The sequence below is a fragment of the Burkholderia semiarida genome, assembly GCF_029268935.1.
GTDB classification, from domain to species: Bacteria; Pseudomonadota; Gammaproteobacteria; order Burkholderiales; family Burkholderiaceae; genus Burkholderia; species Burkholderia semiarida.
This window is the reverse complement of record NZ_JAHLCL010000008.1, coordinates 165,291-186,385: the sequence shown is the minus strand read 5'-3', so window position 1 is coordinate 186,385 and position 21,095 is coordinate 165,291. Positions and strand designations below refer to the sequence as shown.

The 21,095-nt window shown below is 69.7% G+C and carries 19 protein-coding genes; 11 read left to right on the top strand and 8 right to left on the bottom strand.

The genetic code is table 11. From position 1 onward, the window contains the following. Positions 1 to 5 precede the first annotated feature (5 nt). Positions 6 to 1,817, bottom strand: coding sequence for an ABC transporter permease (locus KPB06_RS24090; protein ID WP_099317107.1), 1,812 nt, complete (start codon positions 1,815 to 1,817; stop codon positions 6 to 8). Between the two features lie 39 nt (positions 1,818 to 1,856). Beyond that, positions 1,857 to 3,050: an ABC transporter substrate-binding protein gene (locus KPB06_RS24085; RefSeq protein ID WP_089465390.1), complete on the bottom strand. Its 1,194-nt coding sequence runs from the start codon at positions 3,048 to 3,050 to the stop codon at positions 1,857 to 1,859. A 355-nt stretch (positions 3,051 to 3,405) separates the two neighbouring features. Here KPB06_RS24085 and KPB06_RS24080 point away from each other — a divergent pair, with 355 nt between their 5' ends. From KPB06_RS24080 to KPB06_RS24065, 4 genes are read left to right on the top strand one after another with little or no spacing between them, the layout of a single operon-like run. After that, a complete protein-coding gene (locus KPB06_RS24080) occupies positions 3,406 to 4,419 on the top strand; it encodes a LysR family transcriptional regulator (RefSeq protein WP_089465389.1) in 1,014 nt (337 codons plus the stop codon). Further along, on the top strand, positions 4,416 to 5,876 hold the full coding sequence (locus KPB06_RS24075; protein WP_275905987.1) for an NAD(P)-binding domain-containing protein: 1,461 nt from the start codon (positions 4,416 to 4,418) through the stop codon (positions 5,874 to 5,876). The genes KPB06_RS24080 and KPB06_RS24075 overlap by 4 nt, the downstream gene beginning before the upstream one ends. Next, entirely contained in the window at positions 5,873 to 6,403 is a 531-nt protein-coding gene (locus tag KPB06_RS24070; protein WP_275905988.1) for a CMD domain-containing protein, read from the top strand. Before KPB06_RS24075 ends, KPB06_RS24070 begins: the two co-directional genes overlap by 4 nt. After that, complete coding sequence (locus KPB06_RS24065; protein WP_104013017.1) at positions 6,400 to 6,993, top strand: peroxidase-related enzyme; 594 nt, start codon at positions 6,400 to 6,402, stop codon at positions 6,991 to 6,993. Before KPB06_RS24070 ends, KPB06_RS24065 begins: the two co-directional genes overlap by 4 nt. A gap of 267 nt (positions 6,994 to 7,260) precedes the next feature. Here KPB06_RS24065 and KPB06_RS24055 read toward each other — a convergent pair whose 3' ends face one another. From KPB06_RS24055 to KPB06_RS24040, 4 genes are all read right to left on the bottom strand, one after another. After that, a complete protein-coding gene (locus KPB06_RS24055) occupies positions 7,261 to 10,017 on the bottom strand; it encodes an Hsp70 family protein (RefSeq protein WP_275905989.1) in 2,757 nt (918 codons plus the stop codon). Positions 10,018 to 10,022: 5 nt separating this feature from the next. Next, positions 10,023 to 11,864, bottom strand: a complete 1,842-nt coding sequence (locus KPB06_RS24050; protein WP_099317101.1) for an Hsp70 family protein — start codon at positions 11,862 to 11,864, stop codon at positions 10,023 to 10,025. Further along, positions 11,861 to 12,451, bottom strand: coding sequence for a DUF2760 domain-containing protein (locus tag KPB06_RS24045; RefSeq protein ID WP_226221558.1), 591 nt, complete (start codon positions 12,449 to 12,451; stop codon positions 11,861 to 11,863). Before KPB06_RS24045 ends, KPB06_RS24050 begins: the two co-directional genes overlap by 4 nt. Before the next feature lie 249 nt (positions 12,452 to 12,700). After that, the gene (locus KPB06_RS24040; RefSeq protein ID WP_059580023.1) at positions 12,701 to 13,141 is read right to left on the bottom strand and encodes an Rrf2 family transcriptional regulator; all 441 of its coding nucleotides are present in this window, start codon (positions 13,139 to 13,141) and stop codon (positions 12,701 to 12,703) included. Between the two features lie 143 nt (positions 13,142 to 13,284). Here KPB06_RS24040 and KPB06_RS24035 point away from each other — a divergent pair, with 143 nt between their 5' ends. The 5 genes from KPB06_RS24035 to KPB06_RS24015 all read left to right on the top strand — a co-directional run bounded on the left by KPB06_RS24035 (position 13,285) and on the right by KPB06_RS24015 (position 18,355). Next, positions 13,285 to 14,199 carry an NAD(P)/FAD-dependent oxidoreductase gene (locus KPB06_RS24035; protein WP_060315828.1) on the top strand — a complete coding sequence of 305 codons (915 nt, stop codon included), beginning with the start codon at positions 13,285 to 13,287 and terminating at the stop codon, positions 14,197 to 14,199. Between the two features lie 108 nt (positions 14,200 to 14,307). Continuing rightward, the gene (locus tag KPB06_RS24030; RefSeq protein WP_275905990.1) at positions 14,308 to 15,267 is read left to right on the top strand and encodes a LysR substrate-binding domain-containing protein; all 960 of its coding nucleotides are present in this window, start codon (positions 14,308 to 14,310) and stop codon (positions 15,265 to 15,267) included. Between the two features lie 129 nt (positions 15,268 to 15,396). After that, complete coding sequence (locus KPB06_RS24025) at positions 15,397 to 16,527, top strand: DSD1 family PLP-dependent enzyme (RefSeq protein ID WP_059580017.1); 1,131 nt, start codon at positions 15,397 to 15,399, stop codon at positions 16,525 to 16,527. 109 nt (positions 16,528 to 16,636) lie between these two features. Next, positions 16,637 to 17,608, top strand: a complete 972-nt coding sequence (locus KPB06_RS24020) for an ornithine cyclodeaminase family protein (RefSeq protein WP_059580014.1) — start codon at positions 16,637 to 16,639, stop codon at positions 17,606 to 17,608. Positions 17,609 to 17,632: 24 nt separating this feature from the next. Next, complete coding sequence (locus tag KPB06_RS24015; protein ID WP_059580012.1) at positions 17,633 to 18,355, top strand: HAD family hydrolase; 723 nt, start codon at positions 17,633 to 17,635, stop codon at positions 18,353 to 18,355. A 60-nt stretch (positions 18,356 to 18,415) separates the two neighbouring features. Here the strand turns inward: KPB06_RS24015 and KPB06_RS24010 are convergent, their stop codons facing one another. Together KPB06_RS24010 and KPB06_RS24005 are read right to left on the bottom strand one after the other, a co-directional pair. Then, a complete protein-coding gene (locus KPB06_RS24010) occupies positions 18,416 to 19,033 on the bottom strand; it encodes a glutathione S-transferase family protein (protein ID WP_059580010.1) in 618 nt (205 codons plus the stop codon). Between the two features lie 94 nt (positions 19,034 to 19,127). Further along, the gene (locus tag KPB06_RS24005) at positions 19,128 to 19,496 is read right to left on the bottom strand and encodes a YciI family protein (RefSeq protein WP_059580008.1); all 369 of its coding nucleotides are present in this window, start codon (positions 19,494 to 19,496) and stop codon (positions 19,128 to 19,130) included. A gap of 81 nt (positions 19,497 to 19,577) precedes the next feature. Between KPB06_RS24005 and KPB06_RS24000 the strand changes: the two genes are divergently transcribed. Then, complete coding sequence (locus KPB06_RS24000; protein ID WP_104013024.1) at positions 19,578 to 20,045, top strand: MarR family winged helix-turn-helix transcriptional regulator; 468 nt, start codon at positions 19,578 to 19,580, stop codon at positions 20,043 to 20,045. Between the two features lie 146 nt (positions 20,046 to 20,191). After that, positions 20,192 to 20,953 carry an isocitrate lyase/PEP mutase family protein gene (locus KPB06_RS23995; protein ID WP_275905991.1) on the top strand — a complete coding sequence of 254 codons (762 nt, stop codon included), beginning with the start codon at positions 20,192 to 20,194 and terminating at the stop codon, positions 20,951 to 20,953. Positions 20,954 to 21,095: the final 142 nt, after the last annotated feature.

Genomic DNA, 21,095 nt, shown 5'->3' with positions numbered 1-21,095 from the left:
CCTCCTCACACCGTGCCGAGCAGGCCCTGTGGCCGGAAACGAACGAGCAGCAGCAGCACGAGGCCGTAGATCAGCATCCGGTAATCGGCCGCCCAGCGGAACAGCTCGGGCAGCCCGATCAGCGCGATCGCGCCGACGATACCGCCGAGCACGTTGCCGAGCCCGCCGAGGATCACCATCGTCAGCGCGAGGATCGACACCTGCGAGTCGAAGGTCTGGTGATTGATGTAGCTGTACAGATGCGCGGCGATCCCGCCGCTCACGCCCGCCGCGACGCCGCCGACCGCGAATGCGATCGCCTTGTAGCGGTTCGGCGCGATGCCGTGCGCGCGCGCGGCGACGTCGTCCTCGCGCACCGCGCGCAGCGTGCGGCCCAGGTGCGAGCGCAGCAGCCGCACCTGCACGAGCGCGAACACGACGAGCACCGCGAACGTGAACCAGTACGCGGCGCGCGCGGTCGTCGCCCACGGCAACGGCGCGATGCCGGTGATGCCGAGCGGGCCGCGCGTGAGGCCATCCCAGTTCAGGATCACGAGGCTCACCACTTCGCCGATGCCGAGCGTCGCGATCGACACGTAATGCCCACGCAGCCGGAACGCCGGATAGACGAGCAGCGTGCCGAGCACGGCGGTGATCACACCCGCGCACGGAATCGTCACGGCCGGCGACCAGCCGAGATCCGACGACAGCAGCGCCGACGCATACGCACCGATCACGAGCAGCGCGGCAGCCCCAAGCGAGATCTGCCCGACCGTGCCCGCGACGAGCGTGAGGCTCAGCGCGAGCAGCCCGTACAGCCACGCGTTGGTCAGCGTCTGCAGCACGTAAGGCGATGCACCGAGCCACGGCAGCACGGCCGCCGCCGCGATCAGCGCGACGAGTACGGGGCGCGGCACGCGCACGGCTTTCGCGGCGGCGAGGAAGGTGCCCGTCATCGGCTCGGGCGGCAATGCGCGGTTCGCGCTGAACAAGCCGTTCGGCCGCCACACGAGGAACACGATCAGCAGCCCGAACGCAAACAGGTCGCGGTAGCTGGTGCCGAACAGCGCGACGCCGTAGCTTTCGACGAGACCGAGCAGCAAGCTGCCGGCGATCGCGCCGGGCACGTTGCCGAGCCCGCCGATCAGCAGCGCAACCACGCCCTTCAGCGTCGCCTGAAAGCCCATCGCCGGATCGATGCTGTTGTAGTACATGCCGACCAGCAGCCCGCTCACGCCGCCGAGTGCGCACGCGATCGCGAATACGGTCTGGTTCACGCGATCGACGTCGACGCCCATCTGCAACGCCGCGTCGCGATCCTGCGCGGTCGCGCGCACGGCCCAGCCGAGCCGCGTGAAGCGCAGGAAGCCGTACAGCAGCGCGGCCGCCGCGATGCCGATGCCCGCGATCAGCAGGTCGAGCGAGCCGAGCGTCGCGCCGGCGATCCGCAGGTGCCAGTCGGGCAGCGGCGTCGGCACCGCGCGCGGGTCCGCGCCGAACGCGAGCTGCGCAAGCTGATCGAGGATGAAGCTGATGCCGATCGTCGCGAGCAGCGGCGCGATGCGCGCGGCATGGCGCAGCGGCCGCAGCCCGATCCGCTCGATCGCGATGCCGAGCGCACCGCAGCCGACGACGACCGCCGCGAGCGCGACCGGCAGCGGCAGCCCGAAGCGCGTCAGGCACAGCCAGCCGATGAACGCGCCGACCATGTACACCGAGCCGTGCGCGAAGTTGATCAGGTGCGACACGCCGAAGATCAGCGCGAGCCCGACCGCGAGCAACGCGTAGATGTTGCCGACGATGAGGCCGTTGAGCGTGTAGTCGAGCCAGGAAGCCATCACGATGCGTCCGTCAGGTGCAGGCGGTTCATGTCGGGTTCAGCGCGCCGCGAGCTGCGGCTTCGCGCCATCCCACAGCGCCCACTGCCCCTGCTTCACGACCAGGTACACAGTGCGCGCGCCCGCGACGCGGCGCGTCTGCGGATCGAAACGCACCTTGCCGAAGATCACGCTCGGCACGTCGCTGATCTTCGCGAAGCCGTCGTGCGCGGCCTGGCGCGTCGTGCCGTAGCGGCGCAGCACTTCCGCCGACAGGATCAGCGCATCGTACGCCCGCGCGACGAACGAATCGGGATCGGCGTGGAATTTCGCGCGATAGCGCTGCACGAACGCCTGCACCTCGGGGCGCGGCTCGGCCGGGAAGAAGTTCGATTCCGTATAGACGCCTTCGACGGCCGTGCCGCCCAGTTCGAGGAACTTCGGCGAATACACGGAGCCGACCGCCGCGATCGGCAGCGCGACGCCCGACGTGCGTGCCTGGCGCACGATCTGCGCGCCGTCCGCGTAGTAGGAAATCAGCACGATCGAATCGGGCTTCGATGCGCCGATCCGCACGAGCGTCGAGCGGAAATCCTTCTCCGCCGGCTGGTAGCCTTCGGCCGCGACGACCTGCGCGCCGAGCCCCGTCACCGCCTTCGCGAAGATGTCCTTGCTGGTGCGGCCCCAGTCGGTGTTCAGGTACAGCACCGCGATCCGCTTGAAGCCGAGTTCCTTCACCGCGTAGCGGGCGAGCAGCGGCTGCTCCTCGGCCTGGCTCAGCGCAGTGCTCCACAGATAATCGCCGCCCTTCGTGAAATCCGGATGCGAATTCGTGAAGCCGAACTGCACCAGTTGCCCGCGCTGGTAGATCGGCGATGCGGCCATCGACGTCGCGCTCGAGAAATCGCCGAGCTCGATCGCGATGCGCGGATCGGCGACGAACTTCTGCGCGATCGCCACCGCCTGGCGCGGATCGCTGCGGCTGTCCTGGAAGTCGATCGCGAGCGGCCGGCCGTGAATGCCGCCGCTGCCGTTGATCTCGTCGAGCGCGAGATCGAAGCCGCGCTTCCACTGCTCGCCGTATTGCGCGTCCTGGCCCGTCAGCGGCCCGCTCACGCCGATCACCACCGGCTCGCCCGACACGCCGGCCGCGAGCGCGCCGCCGGCCGACAAGCCCCATGCGGCGGCGAGCGCCGCCACCGTGCCCAGCACGCGCCGCCATGCGCCGCGCGCGTCGTTCCCCGAAACCTTCATGCGTCCCCCAGCTTCCGTCAATCGAAAAGAGTGAGGGCATGTAACCATCCGGTTCAGGACGATCCAACGAAGTTTTGCGCATATCGATATCGCATGCGGCGCGAAGCCGATGACGAGCGCGAACGGCCGCCGATACCCGCCGCATCGATCGACATGCCGGCATGCATCGCATCGTATTGATTCGATGGGCGTTTCGTTCGGCGCACCGTGCACGACCGGTGCGACTGCACGCACGACGGGCCGCCGCGGCCGTTACGCCCTTCGCAGTTTTCCCGCTGTCGATAGCAAAAATCATTATATGAATCGTGCATGCTCGCACTCCTACAATGCGCAAATCGCATCATCGGAACGCGTCATGGAGTTGCATCAACTCGAAGCCTTTTCCGCGGTCATGTCGGCCGGCAGCGTCACCGGCGCGGGCGAGCTGCTCGGCCGCTCGCAGCCGGCCGTCACGCGGCAGATCCAGGAACTCGAAGCCGATCTCGGCTACGCGCTGTTCGACCGGCACGGCCCGCGCGTCACGCCGACGCGGCGCGCGTTCCTGCTGTACGAGGAAGTCGAGCGCTCGCTGGTCGGCCTGCGCGCGATCGAGGCGCGCGCACGCGCACTCGGCGACGAAACGGCCGAACCCGTTCGCATCGCGGCCACGCCGTCGCTCGCGGCCACGCTCGTGCCGGCCGCGCTCGCCGCGCTGCCCGACGACGCGCATGCGCCGCACTATCAGTTGCGCAGCGAATCGGCCGAGCACGTCGTGCACGAGGTGCTGGCCGGCACGGCCGATGTCGGCGTCGTCACGCTGCCGATGGCGCATGCCGGGCTCGACGTGCACTGGATCGCACAAACGCCGTGCGTCGCCGTGCTGCCGGCCGACGATCCGCTCGCGGCGAAACCGCGCATCGCGCTGCGCGACCTCGCGCGGCGCCGCATCGTGACGGTCGCGAACCGGCACCGGCTGCGCCAGCGGATCGACGCGGCGTTCGCGGCCGCGCGTGTCGATGCGCACGTGTTCATCGAAACCAACGCGTCGCTGAATGCGGTGATGGCCGCGCGCGCGGGCATCGGGGTCGGCATCGTCGATCCGGCCACGGGCGTCGCGCTGCCGGTGGACGGTGTCGTCGCGCGCGCGCTCGACGTCGACATCCCGTTCGCGTTCGGCGTCGCGACGCCGGCCGGCAAGGCGCGCACGGCGGCCGTCGATGCGCTGCTCGACGCGCTGCATCGCACGACGCGCGCGCTGCTCGACGACGTGACCTTTCACGATGCCGCCGCGCACGATGCGCTGCTGCGCGGCGACCGGCTGCAGGCCGACCGCGCGACGCGCGCGCCTCGCCCGGCACGTACCCGCCGCGTGCGCCCGGAGGCCGCATGACGCCCCCGCTCGACGCACTCGAGGCGCGCCTCGCGCAGGACCTGCGCTGGCTCGACCTGCCCGCGCCGTCGTGGGTGCCGCCGCGCGAAGCGGACGGCGCGCGCGTGCTCGACGTCGCGATCGTCGGCGGCGGCATGGCCGGGCTCGCGGCGTCGGCCGAGCTGCGCCTGCTCGGCATCGACAACCAGTGCGTGATCGACCGCGCGCCGGCCGGCTACGAAGGCCCGTGGGTCACGTTCGCGCGGATGGAGACGCTGCGTTCGCCGAAGCAGCTTGCGGGCCCCGCACTCGGCCTGCCCGCGCTGACGTTCCGCGCGTGGTTCGAAGCGCAATACGGCCGCGACGCGTGGGACGCGCTGTACAAGATTCCGCGCCCGCAATGGATGGACTACCTGCGCTGGTATCGGCGCGTGCTCGACCTGCCGGTGCGCAACGACACGACGCTCGTCGCGCTGCGCCCGCGCGACGACGGGCTGCTCGCGCTCGACGTGCGCGGCAACGGCGAAGCGCACACGCTGCTCGCGCGGCACGTCGTGCTCGCGACCGGCCGCGACGGCCTCGGCGGCCCGTACGTGCCGCCCGTCGCGCGGCGCGCGCCGCGCGCGCGCTGGGCTCATTCATCCGAGCCGATCGATTTCGCCGCGCTCGCGGGCAAGCGCGTCGGCGTGGTCGGCGCGGGCGCGTCCGCGTTCGACAACGCGGGCACCGCGCTCGAAGCGGGCGCCGCGCGCGTCGACCTGTTCTTCCGTCGCGCGGACATTCCGCGCATCAACAAGCTGACCGGCATCGGCAGCCCGGGCCTCGTGCACGGCTACGCCGATCTCGACGATGCGACGAAGTGGCGTTTCATGCACTACGCGCTGACGTCGCAGACGCCACCGCCGCGCGACAGCGTGCTGCGCGTCTCGCGCCACGACCATGCGCATTTCCATGCGGGCAGCCCGATCGAAATGCTCGCCGACCACGCGGACGGCCTCGAACTGACGACGCCGCGCGGACGCTACACGGTCGACTTCCTGATCTTCGCGACGGGCTTTCATTCGGACTGGACGACGCGCGAGGAATTCGCGTCGTTCGGCGCGCACGTGCGGCGCTGGAAGGATCGGTATCGGCCGGAACCGGCGCTGTGGCTCGACGAGCTCGCCGAGTCGCCCGATCTCGGCCCCGCGTTCGCGTTCCAGGAACGCGAGCGCGGCGCGTGCCCGGCCGTCACGCGCATCCATTGCTTCAACCATGCGGCGAGCCTGAGCCAAGGCAAGCTGTCCGGCGATATCCCGGCGATCAGCGCGGGCGCGCAGCGGCTCGCGCGCGGCATTGCGAGCCGGCTGTTCGATGCCGATCGCGACCGCCACTACGATGCGCTCGTCGCGTACGCGAATGCCGAACTGCAAGGCGACGAATGGCGCGACGCCGACGCCATCGATCACTTTGACGACGAAGGGAAACCGAAACGATGACTGACTCCATCACGCCGGCCGCCGGGCCGGACACGATCGACGCGGCAGCCGGCCTGCGCGCCGGCGACGCCGTCGCCGCGCTGCGCCGCGCGCGCGACAAGGTGCTGTTGCATACGCAACTGAGCGAAGCCGCGCTGTTCGATCCCGCGCTACCCGATCTTTCGCTGATCGAGCGGCTGCATGCGGCACGGTATGTCGCGTGGCAGTCGAATGCGCACGCGCTGGCCGACATCTATCGCGCCCGGCTGCTCGACGCAGGCGGCACGCTCGACGACATCGAGCACGCAGATGCCGACGCGTTCGACGCGCTGCCTCGCCGCCTCGGCGCGATCCTGCTGCACGCGAAGCGCCTGACGCACGCGCCGGTCGACGCGCGCGCATCCGATCTCGACACGTTGAAGTCGGCCGGGCTCACGACGCCCGCGATCGTCGCGCTGTCGCAGCTCGTCGCGTTCGTCGCGTATCAATTGCGCGTCGCCGCGGCCGCGCGGGCGCTTCAGGCACGCGCCGCAAAGGAGGCCGCATGACGACTGCCACCCACGGCTTCACCTCCGACACGCTCGGCTGGCGCGCGTGGCTCGACACGGTCTCGCTCGATGCGGCGACGCCCGATCAACTCGCGGTGCTCGAAGCGAGCCACCCGCAAGCGAAGACGTCCGACTATTACCTGCTGCTCGTCCACCTGCCCGACATCCTGCGGCAGCGCTCGGGCGTGTTCAATGCGATCATGTACGGCCCAGGCGGGCTGTCGCGCGCGGAGCGCGAACTGGCGAGCACGGCGGTATCGCGCGTGAACGGCTGCGTGTATTGCGCGTCGGTGCATGCGCAGCGCTTCGCGCAACTCGCGAAACGCACCGATGCGATCGAACAGGTGTTCGACGACCCGGCGACGGCCGGCACCACGGCACGCGAACGCGCGATCGTCCGCTATGCGATCGCGCTGTCCGAACGGCCCGACGCGATCGACGAGAACGACATCGCCGCGCTCGAAGCCGAAGGGCTCCCGCATGAGGAAATTCTCGACCTGTCGCACGCGATCGCGATCTTCGCGTGGGCGAACCGGTTGATGCTGACGCTTGGTGAGCCGGTGTTTCCGGAGCCGGCGCCCAGCGCCTGACCGCACGCAGGAACGTGGCGCGGAACCGGCCCGTGTCGCGCCTTGCGCGTCAACGGTCGGTGCGCTGCATGCTCGCGGGAATTCATCTCGCACGGCGTTCGGCGGCGGCGCAGGATGGCGCGAAATTCGAATCAATGGAAAAACGACGCGAAGCAGCGTCGGTATCGCACGCCTGAATGGAACGGGCGTCGCGGTCGCGCCATGGTTGGCGCGACCGCGACCGGATGCTTCGACCTTCCAACGAGATCGAAACATCCTGTACTGCCATCAATCGCCCAGCAGCTTCAACCCGGCCGGCAGCGTTTCGCCGAACACGCGCACCGTATCGGCTTCGTCGAACGCGATCGCTTCACGCACCATGTCGATCCATGCCGTCGATGCATTCGCGGCCGACAGGCGCTTGATCACCGCCTCGCGCGTGTCGTCCGGCAGATCGCGCGAGCGGTCGCCCGTCATCCGCGCAATCTGCGCAGCCGCGAACGCAGCCGGCTCGACCTGCTTCCAGTCGAGCGCGAACAGCGCATCGAGCCAGCCGATGACGATTTCCGCCGGTACGACGCCGTGCGCGCTGCCGTAGAACGGCCGGCGCGCGCCGATCCGCCCGAGCGCCCACGCGCACAGCGTGCGTTCGGCCGGCTTCTGCAATTGCGCGATCAGGCGCTCGGCCAGTTCGACCTTGCGCTCGACCGGCAGCCGTTCGAGCGACGCGGACAACCGCGTCATGTCGGCCGGCCCGACCTTGGCTGGATCGAACGGCAGCTTGCGCCGCTTGTCGTCGGACGGTTCGAGGAACGCGATCGCATCGCGCACCTGCGTCTGCGCATCGTCGTCGAGCCCGCCGGCCACGCGCCGCCACAGCGTCCACCACTCGGACCACACCTGCGCGTCGGTCACGTATTGAATGCCGTCGTCGAACAGCGGCCACAGTTGCTCGATGCGCCACGCGTCGAGCGGATGGCCGAAACCCGGACGCAGGCAATACCCGGCGAGATTCAGCCACGCGCGCTCGTGATCGGCCGAGCGGCGCCGCCGCCGCGCCCGCGCGAGCAATGCGTCGAACAGTTCGCGTGCGAGCGCGACGTCCCACTCTTCGCGCGCGCCGAGCACCTGCTCGAGTTGCGCGCGCAACCGGCGCGTGTCTTTCGGCGTCACGCCCGCGGCCTTGCTGCCGAACGAGCGCTCGATCAGCTCGATCGCCTGGTCGAGCCTTGGATGCCGCGTGGGCGCGGCAGCGTCGCCGTGCACCGGTGCATCGCCGCGCAACTGGAATTCGAGCCGCCAGCGTCGCGACGAATCATCGATCGCGATGCAGTGCATTTCGAGCGTGCCGACCTCGGTCAGCGACGCGGTGAGCGTCACCGGCGTTTCGCGCGCGTCGCCGCCCGCCTTCGCGTCGACGACCGTCGCGATCGGCGGCAGCCGCACGAAGTCACCACCGTCGAGATCGACGAGATCGCCGGGTCGATACTTCGTGTCGGCCACGGTCGATACGAGGTGGAAGCGCACTGGCTGCCCAAGCTGCAGCGCGAACGTGCGATCGTCGAGCCGGATCTCGCGGCCCTCTTCCGCGCCGCGCGGCAGCAGGCAGACGCCGCGTGCGGCCGCGCCATCGGCGCCATCGTCGAGCACGAGGAAATAGCTGCGCGCGGAGCCGCCGCCGATGCGCGGCGCATGCCCGGCGCGCGCGAGCCCGTAGGCCACCGCGCCGCGCGCGACGGCCACGTCCGGGTGCGCGTTGTGCAGCACGTCGAGCGGCGCGCCACGCCACGCGCCGAGCGTCTGCGCGAGACGGCCGGCGAGCGCATCCGCGCGGAACACGCCGCCGTTGAGCAGCAGCGCGTCGGGCAGCGGGCCTTCCGCATGACGCTTCAGGAACGCGGCGACGTGGCGCGTAATGGCCGCGTCGCTCGCATACGGCAAGCCGAATTCGACGATCGCCGCGCGCGCCCGGCGCGGCAATTCGTCGGCGTCGACCTGCGGAAAGAACCCGTCGACGACGATCTGCTCGACTTCCTGCCGGGTCAGCTCGGCCGAGCGCGCGCCGCCCACCAGCTTGCTGCCCGCGCCGAGCAGCGTGACGGTGACGGACGCGGGTGCGTCGTCGCCGAGCAACCGCTCCTTCGCCCCGCGGCAGCGCTCGACGAGTTGCGACAGGCTCGCGGCCGACAGCCGCGTGCCGGGCTCGGTCAGCCGCGTCTCGACGAGGCGCGCGAGCGCGAGATCCATGTTGTCGCCGCCAAGCATCAGGTGGTTGCCGACGCCGACGCGCGTAAAGGTCGGCTCGCCGTCGTCGCCCGGCGCGACGTCGACGAGCGTGAGGTCGGTCGTGCCGCCGCCCACGTCGCAGATCAGCACGCGCCGTGCATGGGCGAACGCCTCGCGCAACGTGTCGCGTTGCCCATACAGCCAGTCGTAGAACGCGGCTTGCGGCTCTTCGAGCAAGCGCAGCGCCGGCAGCTTCGCGCGTTTCGCGGCCTCGACCGTCAACGCGCGCGCGCCGTCGTCGAACGACGCGGGCACCGTCAGGATCACGTCCTGCCGCGCGAGCGGCGCATCGGGAAAATGCGCGTCCCATGCGTCGCGCACGTGCGCGAGATAACTCGCGCTCGCGTCGACCGGCGACACCTTGTCGACGCCGTCAGCCGCGCCCCACGGCAGGATCGCCGCGAGCCGATCGACCGCGGCATGCGACAGCCAGCTCTTCGCGCTCGACACGAGCCGGCCCGGCACCTGCGCGCCGAGCGTGCGCGCGTAGCGGCCGATCACGGCCGGCGGCGCGTCGGCCGCGTCCGCTTTCGTGTTGGCCTTCGGATCGGCCGCCCACGGCAGTCGCAACGCATCCGGCGGCAGCTCGCCCGCCGCCGGGTGATAGCGCACCGACGGCAGCAGCGGCTGCGCGGCCATCGCGCCGGGCCCGACCAGTTGCTCGACGTCGAACACGCGGATCGCGTCGGAACCGGCCTCGACGTACGCGACGACCGTATTGCTCGTACCGAGGTCGATGCCGACCGTATAACGCTTCATCGCGCTCAGGCGGCGCCGCGCACGTCGAACTCGACCTTCCAGCGCTCGTTCGTGCCGCTCGGGATCGCCTCGAGTTCGAGCGTGCCGGCTTCGGTCACGCGCGCATGCAGCTTCACCGGCACGACTTCGCCGACGGTGCGCCCTTCGGCGGGCAGCGTCGCCTGGATTTCCTCCAGCTCCTGCAGCTCTTCCGGCGACCAGTAGTCGAGTAGCGTGCCGACCTGGTCCTGGCGCCGCACCGACGAGCCGAAGAAGCGGAACTGCACCGGTTCGCCGACGACGAGGCCGAACTCCTGCGGCGGCAGCGCCGCGTCCGAGCCTTCCTCCATCCCGAACGGCGCGACGCACAGCGCCTGCACCGGCGGCTCCAGCCCCGGCACCGCGGGCATCGCCGATTCGATCGCGACGTAGTACGCACGCGCCGTGCCGCCGCGAATGCGCACGCCGCGGCCGCGCTTCACGTAGCCGTAGTACGCCGCGCCTCGCGCGACCGCGAGATCGAGATCCGCGCCTTCGAGCAGGCGCGCGGGCGGCGCGCCTTCGGCGGCGAGCCAGCCGTTGAGCGTGTCGAGCACGCGCTGCGTGAGCAGCGTCGACTTGAACACGCCGCCGTTGAACAGCACGGCGGTCGGATGCAGGAACGTCGCGCCCTGCGGCAGCGTGCGCTGCACGCCTTCGAGCGTGTCGAGCGCCGCGACCTGGCGGCCGAGGAACGCCGCGAGATGGCGCGTGATGCCGGCGTCCTGCGCATACGGCAGGCCGAGCTGCGTCAGGCCGACACGCGCGCGGCTCACCGGGCGCGCGGCCGCATCGACCTGCGGGAAGAAGCCTTCGAGGATCGTCTGCGTCAGTTCCGCGCGCGTCAGTTCGGTGCGGATCGAGCCGCCGATCAGCTTCGAGCCGCGGCTCGGCACGACGAGCGGCACCGCGTCGGCGCTCGGATCGGACAGCAGCGTTTCCTTGGCCGAGCGGCACGCGTAGGTCAGCGCGCGCAGTTGCCACGGATCGGCCTGCGTGCCCTGCTGCGCGAGCTTGCGCGCGACCACGTGCGCGAGCGCGAGGTCCATGTTGTCGCCGCCGAGCAGGATGTGCTCGCCCACGGCCACGCGATGCAGTTCGAGATTGCCGTCGCGCTCGACCACCGCGATCAGCGACAGGTCGGTCGTGCCGCCGCCGACGTCCACGCACAGGATCAGGTCGCCAACCTGCACCTGCTTGCGCCAGCCGCCTTCGCTCTTCTGGATCCAGCTATACAGTGCGGCCTGCGGTTCCTCGAGCAGCGTCATCCGCGAGTAGCCGGCGGCGCGCGCCGCCTCGGCCGTGAGCTCGCGCGCGGCCGGATCGAACGACGCGGGGATCGTCACCGTCACGTCCTGGTCGGCGAACGGTGCGTCGGGATGCGCGTGGTCCCACGCTTCGCGCAGGTGCGTCAGATAGCGGATCGAGCTTTCCAGCGGCGACACGCGCGTCACTTCCGGCGGCGCATCGCTCGGCAGGATCGCCGCGCGGCGATCGACGCCCGGGTGGCACAGCCAGCTCTTCGCGCTCGACACGAGGCGGATCGGCGTGCCGGCGCCGCGCGTGCGCGCCATCTCGCCGACCGCAAAGGTGCGCGAGGCCGTCCACGGCAGCGTCAGGTCGCCCTGCGTCAGCTCGCTTTCGTGCGGCAAGTAGAGAAACGACGGCAGCAGGTCGCGCGATTCCAGCGCGCCGGGTGCAGTGAGTTGCGCGATCGGCAGCACCTGCTGCGTGATCTTCTCGCCGTCGCTCGTGCTGCTGTCAACGTACGACAGCGCGCAATGGGTCGTCCCGAGGTCGATACCGATCGAATAGCGCGGATCGCTCACAGTTCCACCTCCGCCGGTGCGATGACCGATGCGTCGTGGCTGCCCGTCAGCTTCGGCAGGCGCACGTCTGCGACACGCCAGCCGCGATGGCTGACCGTGCCCGTGAACGGCGCGGAACCGACCACGTTGCCGGTCACGCGCACGGCCGTCGCGTCGAAGCCGGCCGGCAGCGTCACGCGGCTGCCTTCGGCTTCGTCGCGCACGGGCACGATCGTGAAGTGCTCGCGCAGCGCGGCGCGGCAGCCGTCGTGCACGAGGCGCGCGGCCGCGCCGATGTCGGCGTCCGCGTAGCCGGCGATGTCTTCCTCGACGAAATCGATGAAGCGCGCATCGCGCTGCAGCAGGCCGAGCAGCTGCAGCGCGGCCTGCGGGCTCGCTTCGCGCAGCTCGGGCGCCGGCGGCTTCACGGGCGCGGGGGCGATGGGCGCGGCGGCCGGTGCCGGCGTCGGGGCGGGCGCGACCGGCGCCGCGGCGCCATCGCGCACGCGCAGCACGTCGGCGGCGAACTCGCGATTGCCGAGCACGGAGAAGAACGTGCCGACGGCCAGCGACAGCCGGCCGAAGAAGGACAGGTTGGATTCGGGCATGGGGTCTGGACTCCTGTGGGCTCGCAGCGTGGCGAGCGATCTTGCCTGGCACCGGGCGGCCGCGTGCGGCATGCGCACTGCCGCCGCCCGGCGCGTGATTCGAACGCGCCCTCGCGGGTGCGGAAAACCCGTATTTTGCCCTGTGGCGGGCGAACCGGGCAGAAGTTGGGGGACAGAACATGACGGCGCGACGGTTTCGATCGCACCGGCGCGCACGTCACGCGTGTACGGCGGACGTGCTGCGCCGCGTCAGCGCGGCTTGCGCGGCCGCGCCGCCTTCGCGTCGAAATCACGCGACAGCATGCCGAGCGTGACTTCGCCGAAGCGCGCGAGCAGCGAGGCTTCGGCCTCCTTCAGGGTCGCCGACAGATGCGCGTTGACGGCCTGTTCGACCAGACATTCGGGCGCGTCGTCGGACACGAGATCGGAAAACAGCGGCGGCTCGCCCACCGCGCGATAGACGTCGAGCAGCGTGATGTCGTCGAGCGCGACGCTGAGCGCCCAGCCGCCGCCGTGCCCCTTCTCCGACTGCACGTACCCGCGATCGCGCAACCCGCCGAGCAGGCGCCGCACGACGACCGGGTTCGTGCACAGCATCGTCGCGATCGTCTCCGACGTCAGCGGGCCGTCGGCCTGGTCCATGTGGATCAGCGCATGCAGAATGCGCGACAAACGGCTGTCGGTTCTCACGGGTAGAACTCCCCTCTCTCTCGAAACTTCTGAAGTTGCATGAATGATACCATCGCCCCTATCATGCAACTTCTCATGTTTCATGAGTTGACCGTCAGCGGAGCACATCGGTCATTCACGCAGGTTCAGAAAGGAGCGGACGCATGCATTCTCATCATGAAGTGATCGTGATCGGCGGCAGCTTTGCCGGGTTGTCGGCCGCGATGCAACTGGCGCGGGCGCGCCGCCGCGTGCTCGTGATCGACGCCGGCCGGCCGCGCAACCGCTTTGCCGAACACGCGCACGGCTTCCTCGGGCAGGACGGCAAGCCGCCGGCGCAAATCGTCGCCGATGCGCGCGCGCAGCTCGACGCGTATCCGACGGTGCGGCGCATCGACGGCACGGTTCGCACGGCCGAGCGCGACGCGGACGGGCGCTTTCACGTGACGCTGGCCGACGGCGGCCGCGCGAGCGCCGACCGGCTGATTCTCGCCACCGGCATCCGCGACGAACTGCCCGCGCTGCCGGGGCTCGCCGAACGCTGGGGCATCAGCGTGCTGCATTGTCCGTACTGCCATGGCTATGAAGTAAGCGGCCAGCGGCTCGGCGTGCTCGCCACGCATCCGCTGTCGGTCCATCAGGCGATCCTGATTCCGGACTGGGGCCCGACGACGTGGTTCACGCAGGGCGTGGTCGAAGCGAACGACGAAGAAGCCGCATTGCTCGCCGCGCGCGGGGTGCGGATCGAACGCTCGCCGGTCGCCGAGATCCTCGGCGATGCGCCGCGTATCGACGCGCTGCGGCTCGCCGACGGCCAGGTCGTGCCGATCGACGCGTTGTTCATCGGCGCGCGCACCGACATGGCGAGCGACCTCGCGCGGCAGCTCGGCTGCGCGTTCGACGAAGGGCCGCTCGGCCCCGTCGTTCGCGTCGATGCGTCGAAGCAGACGAGCGTCGCCGGCGTATTCGCGGCGGGCGATGCGTCGACGTCGATGAGCAACGCAACCTTCGCATCGGCATCGGGCGTGATGGCCGGAGTGGCCGCGCACCGGTCGCTGATCTGGGGGCTGCACGCGTAGGCGGGCGGGCGCCGGGCGTCACGATCGATCGGACGATTCAATATATCGGCGAATGCGGCAGGCGGGCGCCGGCCCCCTCGATGGCGGCGGCACCGAATGTGCGGTTTAATGCTGGATACCCTCTGCATTAAGAGCCGTGAAATGCTCGACCTCGACGATCTTCGACTCGTCCGCGCGATCGGCACGTCCCGATCGTTGGCCGCTGCCGCCCGGCTGCTCGATCTCACGCCGCCCGCGGTCACGATTCGCCTGCAGCGGATGGAAGCGCGCCTGAACGCGCGGCTCGCCGTGCGGCAACCGAAAGGCATCGCGCTGACCGACGAAGGGCAGCGGCTGTACCAGGAAGCCGTGGGCATTCTCGAGCGCGTGGAGGCGCTGCCGGTCAGCATCGCGGGCGACCACGGCGACGTGCAGGGCACGCTGCGCGTCGTCGCCCCGCTCGGCTTCGGCCGCAAATATGTCGCACGAATCGTGCGCGACGTGCAGCGCGCACATCCGAAACTCGAGATCTCGCTCCATCTGTCGGAAAGCCCGCTGACCAGCGCGGCGGGGGCCGACGTGGTCGTCCATGTCGGCAGCCTCAAGTCGTCTTCGTGGATCGGCTATCCGCTCGCGCCCAACGAGCGCTTCCTCTGTGCGAGCCCCGCGTACGCGCGTCGCATCAAGGATCTGAAGCATCCGTCCGACCTGGCGCGATACGACTGCCTGTGCCTGCGCGAGAACGACGAGGACATCCCGCGCTGGCGCTTCTCGCCTGTTGGCGGCGCCAAGGGCGATTCGCGGCGGTCCACCGTCATCCGCGTCACCGGCGCGCTGTCGTCCAACGACGGCACCGTCATCACCGAATGGGCGCTGGCCGGGCTCGGCATCGTCGAGCGCTCCGAGTGGGACGTCGCACCGCTGCTGGCGAACGGCAAGCTCGTCCGGTTGCTGCCCCGCTGGCGCCTGCCGCCCGCGCCGGTGACGGCGCTCGTGCCATCGCGTACCGGCCGCTCCGCGCGGCAGCGGGTGTTTCTCGACGCCGCGCGGCAGTTTCTCGATCCGCCGCCCTGGCGCGGCAAGGCCTGAGATCCGGTGCGATCCAGGAGGACTTCGTTGATTAAATTCTACTTAATGGCAGATTAGCCGTGCATTAAACACGGCGCTGCTCCCCTCCCCTACAGTGTCCGTATCGGCAACTTCGCAAACGGACGCATCGTGGACCTTCACACCCTCAACACCCCGGCCGCATTGATCGATATCGGCCGCATGCACCGCAACATCGCACGCATGCAGGCGCATCTGGACGCGCTCGGCGTGCGGTTCCGGCCGCACGTCAAGACCACCAAATGCCGGCAAGTCGTCGACGCGCAGATCGCGGCGGGCGCGCAGGGCATCACGGTGTCCACGCTCAAGGAAGCCGAGCAATTCTTCGCCGACGGCATCGTCGATATCGTCTATGCGGTCGGCATGGTGCCCGCCAAGCTCGGCCAGGCGCTGGCGCTGCGCCGGCAGGGCTGCGACCTGAAGATCGTCGCCGACAGCCTGCCGGCCGCGCACGCGATCGCCGCGTTCGGGCGCGAGCACGGCGAACGTTTCGACGTGTGGATCGAGGTCGACGTCGACGGGCACCGCTCCGGCATCCCGCCCGATGCCGACCTGCTGATCTCCGTCGGCCGCGCGCTGACCGACGGCGGCATGCGGCTCGGCGGCGTGCTCGCTCATGCGGGCTCCAGCTACGAATACGACACGCCCGAAGCGCTGGTCGCGATCGCCGAACAGGAGCGCAGCCGCACCGTGCGCGCCGCCGAGCGCCTGCGGGCCGCCGGCTTGCCGTGCCCGGTCGTCAGCATCGGATCGACGCCCACCGCGCTGGCGGCGCAACGGCTCGACGGCGTGACCGAAGTGCGCGCCGGCGTGTACGTGATGTTCGACCTCGTGATGCACAACATCGGCGTGTGCGAACCGTCCGACATCGCGCTGTCGGTGCTGACCACCGTCGTCGGCCATCAGGAAGAGAAAGGCTGGGCGATCGTCGACGCGGGCTGGATGGCGATGAGCCGCGACCGCGGCACGCAGCGCCAGGCGCGCGATTTCGGCTACGGGCAGGTCTGCACCGAAGACGGCGAGGTGCTCGGCGGCTACCTGATGAGCGCCGCCAATCAGGAACACGGGATCGTGTCGCGAACGGGCGCGCCGGATACGGACATCGCGCAGCGGTTTCCGATCGGCACGCGGCTGCGCATTCTCCCGAATCATGCGTGCGCCACTGGCGCGCAGCATCCCGAATACCAGGCCATCGGCGGCGACGGCGCCGCGCAGACGTGGCCGCGGTTCTACGGGTGGTGAGCGTCGTCCGGCGTCCATGCCGTCTCATCCACGCATTGACTATTTGTCCATATTTGGACAAACTTTAAACACCCTTGATTCATCTCGTGCCGAACAGGCGCCCCCGACCATGCCGACCGACGCCCGCCTCCTTCTCCTCGACCGCGATGCCGTCGAGCCCGCCCTGCAGGTCGAGCAAGTGATGGCGGCCGTCCGCGAAGCGTTCGTGCTGCACAGTCAACGGGCAGGACGCGTATTCCCGGTCGTGCGCGAGAAGCTCCATACCGGCGGCGTGTTCGGCATCAAGTCGGGCGACGTCGCCGGTCAGGACTTGCTCGGCTTCAAGGCGGCCGGGTTCTGGCCGGGCAACCGTGCGCTGGGCGGCGAGCCGCATCAGGCCACCGTCGCGCTGTTCGATCCGGCGACGGGACGCCCGCTGTGCATCATGGACGGCAACGCGATCACCACCGCGCGCACCGGGGCCGCCGGCGGCCTCGGGTTGCAACTGCTCGCGCGCCGCGACAGCACGCGGCTCTGCGTGTTCGGCACGGGCGTGCAGGCGCGTGTGCAGCTCGACTACGCGCTCAGGCTGCTGCCGCGGCGATGCACGGTGCAGTACGTGACCGTGAGCGGCGAACCGGACCCGGCGTTCGAAGCGCACTTCGTCGATCGATGCACGATCGGCGTGGCGCACAACCGCAACGACGCGGTGGCCGATAGCGACGTGGTGATCACGGCCACGCCGGGCGGCGGCGCGTTGTTCGACGCGGATGCCGTGCAGCCCGGCACCCACCTGACCTGCGTGGGCGCCGATACCGCGGGCAAGCGCGAACTTCCGGCGGGCGTGCTGGAACGCGCGCGCATCGTCGTGGACGATCACGAGCAGGCGCGCGGCATCGGCGAGTGCCAGTGGGCGCCAGATTTGCCGCGCACGGAAATCGGTGACATCCTCGCGGGTGCGACATCGATCGATCGTGCCGCGCACGAGATCACCGTCTTCGACATGACGGGGCTCGCGCTGCAGGATCTGACCGTCGCGCGCTTCCTGTATCGCCACGCGCTCGACAACGGCACCGGCACCGCCGTTCCGTGGCCCTGGTAAAACGACTTCCCGCTTTCAACCGCCATGCGTCTCGCCAAAGTCTCCGCCCTCTCGTTCGACCTCGACGACACCCTGTGGCCGTTCGGGCCGTCCGTCGTACGGGCCGAGGCGGCGCTTCGCGCATGGTTGATCGAGCACGCGCCGAACACCGAGCGCGTGCTGCCCACGCAACAGGCACTTGGTGCGCTACGTGACGAATACGAACGTTTGTGTCCAGAGCTTGCCGGCGACTTTCGCGCGATGCGAATCGGGTCGATCCGGCTGGCGCTGGAACGCGCGAACGAAGATGTCTCGCTGACCGATCGTGCGTACGACGTGTTCTATGCGGCGCGCAACCGCGTCGAATTCTACGAAGACGCGCTGCCGGCGCTCGCGTGGCTGAGCGAGCGCTTTCCGTTGATCGCGGTCACCAACGGCAACGCGGATCTCCGGCTGACCGGCGGCGGCGAATTCTTTCGCACGACGCTCAGTGCGCGTGAGTTCGGCTTCGCGAAGCCGGAACCCGAGATCTTCCATGCGGCGGCGGATGCGCTCGACGTACGGCCGGGCGAATTGCTGCATGTCGGCGACGATTTTCATCTCGATATCGTCGGCGCGCTGAATGCGGGGCTGCAGGCGGCGTGGGTCGTACGCGAGCCGCGAGGGCAAGGAGAACAGGCTTCACGGCACGCGGTGACGCCGCATCTTACGTTGCGAGATCTGGTGACGCTGTGTCACGCGCTGGGTGGACCCGATACGGTTTCGTGATCGCAGGCGGGCGCGGCGGGTCATGCCGATGCGGCACACGACCCGGCACCCGTTTCACTTTCACGCCGCCTTCCTCGCCTCCGCGATCCGCTGCGGCGCCTTCGGCCGCGCATACAGCCGTTCCAGATACGCGCGCAATTGCGGAAACGGCTCGATCAGGTGGCATTCGCTCGCCCAGTCGATCAGATAGGCCGTCACGCAATCGGCCACCGTCAGCGTATCGCCGACGATGAACGCGCGCCCTTCGAGATGCGTGTCGAGAATCGCGGCCATCGTCGTGAAATCCTCGCGCGCGAGTTCGATATCGGCCGGCGAGCGCTTCTCCGGTGGATAGAGGAACGTATGCCGCGTGATCCGCCACAGCGGCTGCTCGAGCTCCGTCACCGCGAACATGATCCACCGATAGGCCTGCGCCCGCAGCGCCGGATCGACGGGCAGCAGCGCCTTCTCCGGATACTTGTCCGCGAGATACAGCACGATCGCGGCCGATTCGGGAATCACGAGGTCGCCGTCCACCAGCACGGGCACCTTGCCGGCCGGATTGAGGCGCAGGAATTCGGGCCGCTTGTGCTCGCCCTCGAGGAGGTTGACCGACACGAATTCGAAGTCCGCATCCAGTTCCTTCAGCCCCCACAGCGCGCGTTGCGAGCGGGTGCCGGCAAATCCGTAAAGCTTCATCGCCTGTCTCCATCCAGAATGTCGGGAAGATGTCTCCATCCGGGCTACCGCGCATCGAACGACGCGACGCACGGTGCCCGGTATCACGCGTCGCTCATGCGCCGGGAATCGCCAGCACCGGCATCACGTCGACCGACACGCCCGGGAACAGCGTGAAATGCGGATGACCTTCGAACAGCGCGGCGGCCGCGTCGTGCGACGCCGCGCGCACGACGGTAAAGCCGGTCAACGCGTTGGCCGTGTCGCGGATGCCGCCTGCATCGATGGCCTTGGTCTTGCCGAGCGGCCCGCCGAGCTCGACGATCGCGTCGCGATGCCGCTCGACCCACGCATGCCATGCGGCGATGCCGTCGCGCTCGCGCGTGCGCCGCTCTTCATCCGGCAGCGCGAGCCATGCCTTCATCGCCGGGCTATCCTGGGTCCCGAGAAATACAGCGAGATACAACTGTTGTTGCGCACTCATGCCTTCCCCTCCGATGACGGACACGGCGGGTTGCCGCGCCTCGACCTTGACAAGATAGGTTGATATCAACACAATTGCAACATGGCACGAAAAGAAAAGCTTCCCTTCGAGACGACGCTGATGGTGCGCGATTGCTGCCTGTGCCTGCACATGCAGCGCGCGGCGCGCAATCTGGCGCGCATCTTCGACGATGTGCTGCGCCCGCTCGACCTCACCAACGGCCAGTTTTCGCTGCTGATGTCGTTGAACCGGCCGCAACCGGCCTCGATGAAATCGGTCGCGTCGCTGCTCGCGATGGACCGCACCACGCTCACCGCGGCGCTCAAGCCGCTCGAGCGGCGCGGCCTCGTCACGATCGTGCAGGATCCGGACGACCGGCGCAGCCGCCTGCTCGAACTGACGCCGGCCGGGCACGACCTGCTGGCCGAAGCGTTCCCGCTGTGGCGGCAGACGCATGCCGAGATCGAGCGGCCGTTCGCGCCCGGCGAAGTCGACCAGCTGCGCGGCCAGTTGCGCACGCTGTCGATCGATCCGGGTTCGCGCGGCTGAGCCGGCGCGCCGATCGCCGCGCGGCGCTCATGCCTACTTCCTGCCACGCGCTGTCAGCAGACATTGCCGGCACGCGTCGCACCGCCCGGTTCGGTGGCAATATCGCTCGGCACGACAACCGATCCGGTATTCACAAGGAGACGAGCATGGGCAACAACGAGAAAGGCGCGGCTTTCCGGTCGCTTCACCGCGCGGGCCAGCCGCTGGTGCTGTTCAACGTGTGGGACGCCGGCAGTGCGCGCGCGGCGGCCGATGCCGGCGCCGTCGCGCTGGCCACCGGCAGTTGGTCGGTCGCGGCAGCCAACGGCTTCGTCGACGGCGAGCAGATGCCGCGCGCGCTGATGATGGACGTGCTGGAGCGGATCACGCGCGCGACGGCGCTACCCGTCACCGTCGACCTCGAAAGCGGCTACGGCGCGCGGCCGGAGGATGTCGCCGAAACGATCGCGCTCAGCATCCGGGCCGGCGCGATCGGCTGCAATCTCGAAGACAGTTTTCCGGCGACGGGCGAACTGCGCGACGCCGACGAAGCGGCGGCCCGTCTCGCGGCGGCCCGGCAGGCGGCCGATCGCACGGGCGCCGACTACTTCATCAACGCGCGCACCGACGTGTTCTTCAAGGCGTCAGCCGATACGCACGACGAACGATTGCTCGACGCGACGCTGGCACGTGCGCGTGCTTATGCGGCGGCCGGCGCCGACGGCCTGTTCGTGCCGGGCCTGCGCGCGCCGGCGCTCATTCGCGCGCTGACGGCCGCGTCGCCGCTGCCGGTGAACGTGATGCGCGTGTCGGAAACGCCGACGCTCGCGGAGCTCGCCGATTACGGCGTGGCGCGCATCAGCCACGGGCCGTATCCGTATCTGCAGGCGATGAAGACGCTGGCGGCGCTGGTCAGGCAAGGCGGCTGACGGATCCGCGGGGGCGGCGCGGCACGCCCGCTCCCGCGCTTCGGCCGTCGCGCCGCTTGCTGCAGCGCGTGCATCGCGCATCGGCCGGCCATATGAGCGGCGACGGCACGCGGCCCGCTGGGCGCGCATGCCCCGGGGCGCG

Coding starts and splice junctions, on each gene's coding strand:
- KPB06_RS24090 (WP_099317107.1), bottom strand. CDS start 1,817: ATGGCTTCCTGGCTCGACTACACGCTCAACGGCCTCATCGTCGGCAAC.
- KPB06_RS24085 (WP_089465390.1), bottom strand. CDS start 3,050: ATGAAGGTTTCGGGGAACGACGCGCGCGGCGCATGGCGGCGCGTGCTG.
- KPB06_RS24080 (WP_089465389.1), top strand. CDS start 3,406: ATGGAGTTGCATCAACTCGAAGCCTTTTCCGCGGTCATGTCGGCCGGC.
- KPB06_RS24075 (WP_275905987.1), top strand. CDS start 4,416: ATGACGCCCCCGCTCGACGCACTCGAGGCGCGCCTCGCGCAGGACCTG.
- KPB06_RS24070 (WP_275905988.1), top strand. CDS start 5,873: ATGACTGACTCCATCACGCCGGCCGCCGGGCCGGACACGATCGACGCG.
- KPB06_RS24065 (WP_104013017.1), top strand. CDS start 6,400: ATGACGACTGCCACCCACGGCTTCACCTCCGACACGCTCGGCTGGCGC.
- KPB06_RS24055 (WP_275905989.1), bottom strand. CDS start 10,017: ATGAAGCGTTATACGGTCGGCATCGACCTCGGTACGAGCAATACGGTC.
- KPB06_RS24045 (WP_226221558.1), bottom strand. CDS start 12,451: ATGCCCGAATCCAACCTGTCCTTCTTCGGCCGGCTGTCGCTGGCCGTC.
- KPB06_RS24035 (WP_060315828.1), top strand. CDS start 13,285: ATGCATTCTCATCATGAAGTGATCGTGATCGGCGGCAGCTTTGCCGGG.
- KPB06_RS24030 (WP_275905990.1), top strand. CDS start 14,308: ATGCTGGATACCCTCTGCATTAAGAGCCGTGAAATGCTCGACCTCGAC.
- KPB06_RS24020 (WP_059580014.1), top strand. CDS start 16,637: ATGCCGACCGACGCCCGCCTCCTTCTCCTCGACCGCGATGCCGTCGAG.
- KPB06_RS24015 (WP_059580012.1), top strand. CDS start 17,633: ATGCGTCTCGCCAAAGTCTCCGCCCTCTCGTTCGACCTCGACGACACC.
- KPB06_RS24010 (WP_059580010.1), bottom strand. CDS start 19,033: ATGAAGCTTTACGGATTTGCCGGCACCCGCTCGCAACGCGCGCTGTGG.
- KPB06_RS24005 (WP_059580008.1), bottom strand. CDS start 19,496: ATGAGTGCGCAACAACAGTTGTATCTCGCTGTATTTCTCGGGACCCAG.
- KPB06_RS24000 (WP_104013024.1), top strand. CDS start 19,578: ATGGCACGAAAAGAAAAGCTTCCCTTCGAGACGACGCTGATGGTGCGC.
- KPB06_RS23995 (WP_275905991.1), top strand. CDS start 20,192: ATGGGCAACAACGAGAAAGGCGCGGCTTTCCGGTCGCTTCACCGCGCG.